The 11,190-nt window shown below is 50.2% G+C and carries 11 protein-coding genes and 1 pseudogene; all 12 read left to right on the forward strand.

Annotated elements, in window-relative coordinates; translation table 11 throughout:
• The first annotated feature begins 23 nt into the window (after positions 1-23).
• The 12 genes and pseudogenes from KNP68_RS10620 (at position 24) to KNP68_RS10675 (ending at position 10,931) form a co-directional block, all read left to right on the forward strand.
• Positions 24-224, forward strand: a complete 201-nt coding sequence (locus tag KNP68_RS10620; protein WP_021067243.1) for a DUF2187 family protein — start codon at positions 24-26, stop codon at positions 222-224.
• A gap of 17 nt (positions 225-241) precedes the next feature.
• Entirely contained in the window at positions 242-1,435 is a 1,194-nt protein-coding gene (locus tag KNP68_RS10625) for a DUF2157 domain-containing protein (RefSeq protein WP_214755855.1), read from the forward strand.
• A complete protein-coding gene (locus KNP68_RS10630; RefSeq protein ID WP_214799546.1) occupies positions 1,432-1,896 on the forward strand; it encodes a GDYXXLXY domain-containing protein in 465 nt (154 codons plus the stop codon). Before KNP68_RS10625 ends, KNP68_RS10630 begins: the two co-directional genes overlap by 4 nt.
• A 262-nt stretch (positions 1,897-2,158) precedes the next feature.
• Complete coding sequence (locus tag KNP68_RS10635; RefSeq protein WP_021067246.1) at positions 2,159-2,872, forward strand: 3D domain-containing protein; 714 nt, start codon at positions 2,159-2,161, stop codon at positions 2,870-2,872.
• A gap of 169 nt (positions 2,873-3,041) precedes the next feature.
• Positions 3,042-3,758, forward strand: a pseudogene (locus KNP68_RS10640) (ABC transporter ATP-binding protein); the annotation flags it as partial.
• Positions 3,759-3,768: 10 nt separating this feature from the next.
• Positions 3,769-5,274 (forward strand): ABC transporter permease/substrate-binding protein, encoded by a 1,506-nt coding sequence (locus KNP68_RS10645; protein WP_021067248.1) that lies wholly within the window; start codon positions 3,769-3,771, stop codon positions 5,272-5,274.
• A complete protein-coding gene (locus KNP68_RS10650) occupies positions 5,271-6,149 on the forward strand; it encodes a diacylglycerol/lipid kinase family protein (RefSeq protein ID WP_214799548.1) in 879 nt (292 codons plus the stop codon). Before KNP68_RS10645 ends, KNP68_RS10650 begins: the two co-directional genes overlap by 4 nt.
• 133 nt (positions 6,150-6,282) lie before the next feature.
• The gene (locus KNP68_RS10655) at positions 6,283-7,635 is read left to right on the forward strand and encodes a sodium-dependent transporter (protein ID WP_214755863.1); all 1,353 of its coding nucleotides are present in this window, start codon (positions 6,283-6,285) and stop codon (positions 7,633-7,635) included.
• Between the two features lie 181 nt (positions 7,636-7,816).
• Positions 7,817-8,533 (forward strand): 5-bromo-4-chloroindolyl phosphate hydrolysis family protein, encoded by a 717-nt coding sequence (locus tag KNP68_RS10660; RefSeq protein ID WP_021067251.1) that lies wholly within the window; start codon positions 7,817-7,819, stop codon positions 8,531-8,533.
• On the forward strand, positions 8,517-9,746 hold the full coding sequence (locus KNP68_RS10665; RefSeq protein WP_021067252.1) for a toxic anion resistance protein: 1,230 nt from the start codon (positions 8,517-8,519) through the stop codon (positions 9,744-9,746). Before KNP68_RS10660 ends, KNP68_RS10665 begins: the two co-directional genes overlap by 17 nt.
• A gap of 52 nt (positions 9,747-9,798) precedes the next feature.
• Positions 9,799-10,374: a deoxycytidylate deaminase gene (locus tag KNP68_RS10670; RefSeq protein ID WP_029595628.1), complete on the forward strand. Its 576-nt coding sequence runs from the start codon at positions 9,799-9,801 to the stop codon at positions 10,372-10,374.
• Between the two features lie 200 nt (positions 10,375-10,574).
• Positions 10,575-10,931, forward strand: coding sequence for a hypothetical protein (locus KNP68_RS10675; protein WP_021067254.1), 357 nt, complete (start codon positions 10,575-10,577; stop codon positions 10,929-10,931).
• Positions 10,932-11,190: the final 259 nt, after the last annotated feature.

Genomic DNA, 11,190 nt, shown 5'->3' on the forward strand with positions numbered 1-11,190 from the left:
AACAAATTTAAGATTGGAAGTGAATGGGTGTGTCTGTAGAATTCGTTGTGGGTGATATCGTCAAGTCAACTCGTGAAGGTTGGGTCGCAGAAGTGACTGCCGTATTGACCAATACGGTCATCGGGGACGTTTCCATCATGGAAGAATTTCAACAGCTTGGTCTCGAATTCGAGAAGCAAGTTTTACTGAAAAAAGATTTGGAATTGATCGAACGCGCCAGCTGACCTTTTAATCGAAAGGGATGATTCAGGTGTCCATTGACAAAAAAGTTCGTGAATGGGAAGAGGCCGGTTTACTGGATGAAGTGACCGGTCAGCGCTTGGTCGAGTATGAACATAAGAAGTTGGCGGTCGGTGACAAACGTGAGCACAAACCGCCTATTCTTGTGATTATCGGATCGATTTTGCTCGCACTTAGTCTATTCAGTTTTGTCGCGGCCAATTGGCAAGCGATTCCTGATCTTGTGAAAGTCGCCATTTTTCTCGTGTTTATGGTCGGGATGTATGTGACCGCCGAACGCCTGCAAGTGAAAGCGTCACGCTATGTCACGCTATTCCGACTGTTAGGCGTCGCCTTTTTCGTCGCCACGATGATCGTCATTTTCTCGACGTATAATCTTTCCTCGCAAATTCCGTTCTTATTCTGGTTATTCCTTGCCGTCGCCGTCATGCACAAATTGATTTTCAAACATCCGATTTTTACGTTTTTGGCCGCACTCGCCGCCTTTTTGGCGATCACGAATAGTTTTCAAGGCATCGGCATCACGTTGATTGCGTTCGGATTGATCGTGACGTGGGTCTGGTTCCATTATGGGGACAATGAACTCGATCGCATTTTCGCCTGGTTCGGCTTCTACGGCCTATTGATCACGATTGGTCAGTACGCCGACTATGAAGGCCGCTTTTGGCCGCTATGGGCACTCGCTGCGCTACACGTCTTGTTTCTCGTTTATCGGGAGCGGGCCCAATGGAACTATCTGTACCTCTTCGTCGCTGCCGTCCTATCGATCGGCTATTTGATTAATGCGACGGAAGGCTGGTTGTCGCAACGAACACCGTCGGTCATCGAGGCGACAATCCTTTCGATCGTCCTCGTCGCCGTCTATTTGTTGCACCGACGTCCAGATTTGATGTGGGTCAGCCTGCTCGCCGTCATCCCCTTCTCATTGTTCGAGGATACGGGCATCTTGCTGGCCATCCTGCTTGAAGCGGTCGCCCTCGCTTATCTCGTCTATCAAGACCACAATCGCAAACCGATCGTGCTCGCCTTCATCTATTTCTTACTCGTTCAAATGACGATCTACTTCATCTATGTGTGGGATAAACTTGATATTTCACTCTTCTTCCTCATCGGAGCATTGATCGTCTTCGCATTGTCGCTCGCCTTGTGGTGGCGCAGCCGTAGTCGTACGACGAGAGGGGATGCTCAGACATGAAACGATTGACGCCTTGGCTAGTACCGATTGTGCAAGTGTTGATTGCCGTCGGGTTTATACTGCTCGTCTATGCGGTCTCCTGGTTCGGTGAGACGTATACGTTCAAAGCGACCTCCTACGAACCGTACGACCCGTTTTTCGGAGACTTCGTCTATTTGGAGTATGACTCGTTCGAAGGAAGACAAGATGTCGAGTCAGGGACAGTATACGTCTCATTCAAAACGGGGGACGATGGATATGCGACCATTGACCGGGTCAGTTCACGGCCGTTCTTTGGGGGCACTCGGGCCAACTATTACGACCGCCAAGTATATATTGATGATATGAGTTCGTATCGTGTCGCTGAGGAAGAGACATCAGCAATCGAAGGGGCGAAGACGTTCGAAGTGGACGTCGACGTGGCACCTTGGGGCATGGTAAGACCTCACGATTTGCGCTCGACCGAAGCTGAAACAGAATGACAATCAGATTACAGATTTGTTACACGAAATGTTGTAACGAATCTGTAATTTTTTATAAAAACGCTTGGTAGCGCTATGTTTCTTGTAAATGTTACAGATTGTAACCGACAGAGAGTCGATGTGTCAGAAATATTTCACTTCATCAAAATCCCTTCTCGGGGTCGGACGGGCATGGTAAATTAACTCCTGTTCGTTAGATGACGAGAAAGGTGCTGACCTATTGATTATGCATTCCTTAAAATACATGATGACTGTCCTACTTATGGCTGTGGGAACGTTCGCGTTTGCCGCGACGGCCGATGCCGCCCAAATCGGGATTGGGACGGAACAAAAAATTGTCCAAAACCCACTTGAATTGGAACGAAAAGCGATCGAGCAAGAACGCCAGCAAAAGATTGCACGAGAAAAACGACTAGCCGAACAGAAACGGATCGCGGAAGAAAAACGTGTCGCTGAAGCGAAACGGATTGCGGAAGAAAAACGTGTCGCCGAAGAGAAAGCCGAGCGAGAGCAGGCAGAGCGTGAAGCAAAAGCAGAACGTTTGGCCGAAGAGAAACGTGTCGCTGCCGAGCAGGCACGACAAGAAGAAGCGAAACATCAAGCCGCAACTTCGAAAAAGCAATCGACGGTGTCGACAACGACTGCAACTCCAGTCTCGACGACAGGACGCTCCATTCAAGCCGAGTCGACGGCGTACACGAACGATGCAGCCGATAACGGCTCATACGGGGGCCGCGTCTTGACGGCAACCGGTCATGATGTCACGGATTCGATTTTCTATAACGGCATGCGTATCATCGCCGTCGATCCAGCCGTCATCCCACTTGGAACGATTGTTCAAATCGAAGGTGTCGGTCAAGCGATCGCCCTGGATACGGGTGGACGCATCAAAGGAAATATCGTCGACTTGCTCGTCGACACGAAAGACGAGGCCATTAACTGGGGTCGTCGCCACATCACGATTACACTTCCATAACAGCAGGTTCTCCTTCAGGAGGACCTTTTTTGTGCCTTGCTTCATGTTTTTGCTTATCGGCAGTGGCCATACGCACCAGATAGCACGTCCGATTGTTTAACAAACGTTGGAAACGGGCAAACTAATATTTGACTTTCATGAAAAAGTTACGAGCCGAGGAGGGGTAGAGTTGATAGAATTTCAAAATGTGTCCAAGCGCTACGAAGACGGGACGCTAGCCGTCAAAGACTTGGATTTGACAGTCCGTAAAGGAGAGATTTTTGTCTTAATCGGGCCATCGGGGTGCGGGAAGACGACGACGATGAAGATGGTGAATCGACTGATTGACCATACAGATGGAAAAATCCTCATCGACGGGAAAGAGATTTATCAATTCGATATATACGAGTTGCGACGCAACATTGGTTATGTGCTTCAACAAATTGCCTTATTCCCTCATTTAACGGTCGAGGAAAATATTTCTGTCGTTCCCGAATTATTGAAATGGCCTAAACAGAAGACGAAGGACCGCGTGACCGAACTCATGAACATTGCAGGGCTGGATCCGGTCTTGCGAGTGAAAAAGCCGACGGAACTATCCGGTGGACAGCAACAACGCGTCGGCGTACTGCGGGCGCTTGCAGCCGATCCGGAAGTCATCTTGATGGATGAACCGTTCTCGGCGCTCGATCCGATTAGCCGAGGTCAACTTCAAGATGATATTAAACGCTTGAACGATGAGCTCGGGAAGACGATTCTGTTCGTGACCCATGACATGCAAGAAGCGATGAAACTTGGGGATCGCATCGCCTTGATGCGTGATGGCGAATTGGTCGTTATCGGTACTCCAGATGAAATCAGAGCGAGTACGGATCCGTTCGTCCTCGACTTTACACAACGTGGAAGAGGTGAGGTAGATGCTTGAGACATTTCAAAACCGGCGTGGCGAACTCGTCGAGGCGCTGATTGAGCACTTGCAGCTCTCCGTCGTATCACTCTTGATAGCCGTCTTAATCGCCGTTCCGCTCGGGATTTGGTTGACGCGTCGCAAGAAAGTGGCCGAGACCGCCATCGGCGTTACCGCCATCATTCAAACGATTCCTTCTTTGGCGCTCCTCGGTCTTATGATTCCGCTCGTCGGGATTGGTGCCTTACCGGCGACGATTGCCCTCGTGTTATATGCCTTGCTCCCGATTTTACGAAATACTTTCACCGGGCTGAACGAGGTCGATAAATCGCTCATCGAAGCGGCCAGGGCTTGTGGGATGAAACCGAACCAAAGTTTGATGAAAGTCGAACTCCCGCTCGCGCTACCGGTCATCATGGCCGGGATTCGAACGGCGATGGTGCTGATTGTCGGAACGGCGACCCTCGCCGCCCTCGTCGGCGCAGGTGGGCTCGGGACGTTAATCCTTCTCGGCATCAACCGAAACGACAATTACTTAATTCTCCTCGGGGCAATCCCGGCCGCCATCCTTGCCTTGTTGTTCGATTTCTTGCTACGCCAAATGGAAGGGGCGACGGCAACCCGGAACAAGACGAAATTGATTGCCGTCTCGACCGTGTTGGCGCTCATCGTCGCGGCCCCGCTAGCCTTCGGTCGCACGCAACAGACCGACCTCGTCATCGCGGGGAAACTCGGGCCAGAGCCTGAGATTTTAATGAACATGTATAAGCTGTTGATTGAAGATCAGACTGATTTGTCTGTATCCGTCCGTCCAAACTTCGGAGAGACGACGTTCGTCTGGGGCGCGTTACAATCAGGCGATGTCGACATCTATCCAGAATTCACAGGAACGGTGCTCGCGAGTCTCGTGAAAGAGACACCGAACTCGAACGATGCCCGTGAAGTGTATGAACAGGCTCGGGACGCGCTCGCCGATGACGGCTATGCGTTGCTTGAACCGATGCAGTTCAACAACACATACGCCATCGCGATCCCACGCGACTATGCCGAGCAAGAAGACATCACCGCCATCTCGGATTTACGAAACGTTCAATCGGATATTAAGGCCGGATTCACGCTCGAGTTCACAGACCGTGAAGACGGATACCCGGGACTGCAACAAGCGTATGGTCTCGATTTCCCGTCGGTCGTCTCGATGGAACAAAAGTTGCGCTATCGTGCCATCGCACGTGGAGACGTCAACCTCGTCGATGCGTATGCGACCGACCCGGATATCGCCGAGAACGAATTACTTGTCCTCGAGGACGACCAACAGTTCTTCCCACCTTACCAAGGAGCTCCGTTGGTGAAACAAGAGACGCTCGATGAACATCCGGAAATCGAGGATGCCCTCAACCAATTGGGTGGTAAAATTACTGACGAAGAGATGTCTGAATTGAACCGTCGCGTCGCGTACGGGAATGAACGGGCGTACGACGTCGCGAAAGACTTCTTGGAGCAGGCTGGTCTGTTATGAGAGCATTGATTATCTCCAATCCCACGTCTGGCGGGAACGAGACGATGCTCGGTGAGGTCGTCGGGACGATTGAATCGTTATACGATGAGATTTTGATTCGGAAGACGCTCGCGCAAGGAGACGCCGGTCGCTTCGCCGAAGAGAGCGGGGCTTACGAGCACTTGATTGTCATCGGCGGGGACGGGACGCTACATGAGGTCGTCAATGGCTTGATGAAGCTTCCGCGAGATGAACGGCCGACAATCGGTCTGATTCCGGCCGGCACGTGTAATGATTTCGCCCGTGCCCTCGCTCTACCGGTCGAACCAATCGTGGCGGCCCGTTTGTTCAAGATGAGTTACGCACAATCGGTCGATGTGATGCGAGTCAACGAACGGTACGGGCTCAACTTCATCGGGGTCGGCCTGATCGCGGACGCGTCGAGACAAATCGATCCGCTCCAAAAAGAATCACTCGGGTCGATTGGTTACTTTTTAGCGACGATCCGGCAGTTTCGTGAACTCGATCCGTTCGACATACGCATCGAACACGGTGGGGAAATCGTCCACGATGGACCAGTCAGCTTCCTATATGTAGGGAACGGGGCTTATCTCGGGACGGTACCGACGAAACTCCCGACCCAGTCGTTCACGGACGGACTCGTCGAGGTCGTCCATAGTTCCGCCATCGGCTTCCCGATGATTCGTCAATTGTTGACCCAACAGCTCGGACTCGAACAGTCGTCTCCGGAATGGGTGCATCTACAGATGTCTCAACTGACCGTCCATTTGAGTGAATCTCAACTCATCGACGTCGATGGGGAGCACTTCGAGGCGGAACGGCTGGACGTCGATGTCCTGCCGGGCGAGTTGTCATTTCTTGTCCCGTCACACTAAAAATCGATAAAAATTGCTGACAGAGAAAAGAATTCAGACTTTTCTCTGTTTTTAGTTGTTCTCATTTCTGAACCGTGTTAGTATTTCACTATTATTATGAAAAAAGATATGAAAACAGGAAGTAGGGATGGTAATGGCGCAAAATTCGTTCGCCTCAAAAATTGGATTCATCTTAGCGGCCGCAGGGTCTGCGATTGGTCTCGGTGCAATCTGGAAATTTCCGTATGTCACCGGCACAAGTGGAGGCGGCGCCTTTTTGCTCATGTTTTTAGCGTTCACGCTCTTACTCGGGTTACCGTTATTGATTGGTGAATTCATCGTCGGACGCTCGACACAAAAGACGGCACTGCTCGCTTTCAAAAAATTAGGACACCGTCGTTGGACACTCGTCGGCTACCTTGGCGTCATCGCATGTTTCTTATTGCTCTCATTCTACAGTGTCATCGGTGGTTGGGTTTTAATCTATGTCGGTCTCGGATTGAGCGGGACATTGAACGGACGTTCGCCTGACGAGTTCGGTGCCGTGTTCGGAGATGTCGTTTCGTCACCAGGCATCGCGGTGTTCGGTCAGTTCTTGTTCTTATTGATTACGCTCTTGATTGTCTTAAAAGGTGTCGAGGCTGGCATCGAGCGCATGAGCAAGATTTTAATGCCGCTCTTGTTCGTCAGTTTCATCGTGCTCGTCATCCGTTCGTTGACGCTTGACGGAGCGATGGAAGGGGTTCGCTTCTTCTTGCAACCTGACTTCTCTGCCTTGACCGGTGAATCGGTCTTGTTCGCCCTCGGTCAAGCGTTCTTCTCGCTATCGCTCGGTGTCGCAGCCATGTTGACGTACGCGTCGTACATTCAGACGAAAGGCACGCTCAATCGTTCAGCGAACATGATTGTTCTCTTGAATATTGCCGTCTCGCTACTCGCAGGCCTCGCGATATTCCCGGCCGTCTTCGCTTCGGGTCTTGACCCGGCAGAGGGACCGGCGCTTCTCTTCGTTGTCTTGCCGGCCGTATTCAACCAAGTACCGCTTGGTGGATTCTTCATGGTGTTGTTCTTCCTCTTGTTCACGTTCGCTTCAATCACATCATCGATTGCGATGCTTGAAGTCGTCGTAGCAGGTGTGACGGACAAGTTGAACGAGAAGAAACAAACGATATCGAAGCGAAACGTCACCCTGTTGTCAGCGGCCATCGTCTTCGCAGTCGGGATTCCATCGGCACTCTCGTTCGGTGTCATGAGCGAGATGCAGTTCTTAGACGGTCGCACGTTCTTCGATTCGATGGATTACATCGTCAGCTACGTATTAATGCCGGTCGGTGCGCTCTTGACGTCGATTTTCGTCGGATATATCGTCGATCAACGCATTTTGAAAGAAGAGATTCAAACGTCAGACATCGGTGTGAAGTTGTACCCGATCTGGCACTTCTTGATCCGGTACGTCATTCCGGTGACGGTCGCCGTCGTCATGGTGACGACGTGGGTCAGATTATAACGGAAGCAACCTCCTGATTCGTCGAATCAGGAGGTTTTTTGTCCAGTCATCGGCCATACTTTTCGTTCTTGCGACCGAGAGAGCGCGCGGGAACGTTATGCTAAGCTTATAAAGATGACGAAACTTTTTTTGAAGGGTCACGTAAGGTACAATAGAAGTATCATGAGACGAGGTGAAACGGATGAAAACATGGATGAAATGGGCCCTGACCGGGGCAATCCTATATTTTGCCATAAGCGTTTTTGATTTCTCTTGGTTGTTTATCATCGTCGGGGCGCTCGTGTTGAACGAGGTGTGGTCGAACAGCAAACGCAGGAAGCGGGCACCGGCGCCTGTCGCCAAGCGGGCCAAAAAGAAACTGTTGCTCGACGAGGACGAACCGTTCGTCGGTTCACGCATCTTGAAACCGCTCGAAGAAGCGGCGCCGGTGCGCCAATTTGAAGCGACAGATGATTTAGAGCTTCAATTTTTACAGCGGACGATTGAACAAGGCTATGAGAAGTTACAACAGATTGACCGCGTCTTGCCTGAGATTAAAGACATCGAGGTGCGGCGTGAGATGAAGGCGGTCTCGAAAGAAGCACACGAACTGTTCGCTGAGCTGTTCGAGAACCCTCAAGATGCCAAACATGTCCGTGACTTGTTCACGTTCTATTTGGACTCGCTCGTGTCGGTCGTATTGAAATTCAAAGAACTAGAAGGAAAACGAGTCGTCATTCAAGAAGAGACACGTGAACAGTTGATGACCAATATGCGGCTCATCGTCGACAAGTTCAAACAACAGCGCAGTCGTCTCCTCGAAGATGACGCGGTCGATTTTGAACGAGAGTTGATTATGATGGAGAGAGTATTGGCCGATCAACCAGAAGGGAGAAAAAAGCATGACTTCATCGAATGAAACGAACTGGCAGTCATGGCCAGAAGAAGAACTTACTTCCCAAACGAAAACGAAGACAGAAACCGATGCGATTTCGGACCCGTCCGTGGACTGGTCAGCGATGACCGAGAAACATGAGGTGCCGGCCATTCAAGTAAATGCCGACGTCCCACAAGCGCACCGGGAACGCATCACGCGCATCGCAGAGTCGATTGATATTAAAAAGACGGATTCCGTCATGCTGTTCGGTTCGAACGTACAACGTGAACTGTCGCAATTCTCGGACCAAATCTTGACTGAGGTCCGGATGAAAGATGGCGGTGACGCCGGCAAGCTATTGTCCGATTTGATGCAGAATGTGCGCAAGATGGACCCGGACATGCTGCAGCCGGAGAAGAAGAGCTTCATGGACAATCTGCCGCTCATCGGCCGGGCCAAAAAGAAAGCCGAGAACTATAAGTTACAGTTTGAAAAGATGAGTGTCTATTTAGAAGAGGTCATCCATAATCTAGACCGGGCCAAGTTCGGTTTGATGAAGGATATCACGATGCTCGATCAAATGTACGACAAAAACAAACGCTACTTCGAAGAACTAAACGTCTATATCGCCGCTGGGGAGACGAAGCTTGATCACGTACGGAGCTATGAGATTGCCCCGCTTCGTCAAGAAGTCGAGATGTCGAAAGACCAGGTCAAACTGCAACAGTTGAACGACATGATTCAACTCGCAGACCGGTTCGAGAAGAAGTTGCACGACTTGAAACTGAGCCGGACGATCAGCCTGCAGATGGCCCCGCAAATCCGGGTGATCCAGCAGAACAACCAGATTCTAGCCGAGAAAATCGAGTCGGCGGTTGTCAATACGATTCCACTTTGGAAAAACCAAGTCGTGCTCGCGCTCAGCTTGACGCGGCAAAAGACGGCGCTCCGGATGCAGCAAGACGTCACAAAGACGACGAATACGTTGCTCGAGCAGAACTCGAAGATGTTGAAAGACTCTTCAATCGAGATTGCCACGGAGAACGAGAAAGGCATCGTCTCGGTCGAGTCGCTTAAAGTGGCGCACGAGAACTTGCTCTCGACGCTCGATGAGACGCTCCGGATTCAACAAGAGGGACGTCAGAAGCGTCGTGAGGCGGAACGTGAACTCGATCGGATGGAGCACGAGTTGAAAGAAAAAGTCATCGAGATTGCTTCGAAAAACAAAGAGTTGCCAAAAGAGACTGGATATTGAACGGGGAAAGTCTGAGCATTCAGACTTTCCTTTTCTTCGAGGAGGATCAACAATGGATAAACAACACCTATGGGACGAGACGTGGTTACAGTTTGCCGATATGATGGCGGTACGTCATTCGAAGTGTGCTTCTAAAAGTGTCGCTTGCGTCATCGTCAAAGATGAGAAGCCGATTTCGATTGGCCTGAACGGCACGCCGCCGGGGCATACGAACTGCAATGAAATCTTCTTAAAGCGGGATGATGGATTTTATAAGCGCGCTGAATACGTATCCGCGAATGCGGTCGACTTGCTCGAGACGCCGGTCTCGTTCATTCATGACGGTGTGACTTATATCAAATGCTCTGACCCGTACGATCATCACAATTGGTCGAAACAACATGAGATTCATGCTGAAATCAACGCGATCGGAAAGCTCGCCGCCGATTCGACGAACGCTTTCGGGGCGACGGCTTATGTGACCCATTCGCCGTGCCACGCCTGCTCGCTCGCCTTGATTGCCTCCCGCGTCGCTCGTGTCGTCTATGCGGTCGGTTATGAACATGGCGACGGTCTCGATTTAATGCGCGAGAGCGGAATTGACGTGGTACATATGCCACTTGAAAAAAGTTTTAAAAACACATTGTAAACGTTTACATTCGGTGTTATATTATTAATGTACTGCCAATGGTGTTTTACTCTTCCATTATTTGTCTCTCCTCGGAGGGACCTTTTTTTATGTTCACAACTAGGTGAGACAAAAATTCCACAAAATGTTCAACATTTCACAAACTTTTAGTGTGTTCCTCTCTTATAATGAAAGTAGATTAACGAGAGGGGAAATGTTACATGGAAAAACAAGTTCGTTTCACTGATGGTGCCTATGATGTGGAAGCGTTGATCACACTCGAAGAGGTGTGGGAAGATAAGTTCGCGATTGGAACGCATAAAGAGTTGGCGGTCAAAGCACTTAAAATCAATGGAAACGATATCTCAGAAATGAAGCACGTCCGCGCGCTGCTCCGTTACTACCCGACGCTCGGTGTATCAGGTATCTTGCTCGCGCTCGATGATGCGGCAGCCGAAATCGTTCGTATGTCGGGTGACAAGGATCCAGCACTTCAATTCGTCGAACTCGTGGCGTTACAGATGGATGAGGCGGCTACGAATGAATTAAAAGATTTATACGCTGAAATGGCGGTCTAAATAGCAAAGGATGACAATTCCGTCATCCTTTTTTCATTTTTAGGTTGCATTGCCGATTCAGTATGGTATTATTGTCAATAGATGAAGAAATGGAACGCCATATCGTTATCGACAACCGAAAATGGGGATCTAGATAGCTAGATCGCTGTGAAAAAGCCACGTTCATAGGAGAGGGCACTGAAAAACCTCCGCTCTATCCGAGCGTGAACTGAAAAAAGGTGGATTGGACCGACTCACGTCGGGACAATCCACCTTTTTT

This window comes from Exiguobacterium sp. s50, assembly GCF_018618175.1.
Taxonomy (GTDB): Bacteria; Bacillota; Bacilli; order Exiguobacteriales; family Exiguobacteriaceae; genus Exiguobacterium; species Exiguobacterium chiriqhucha.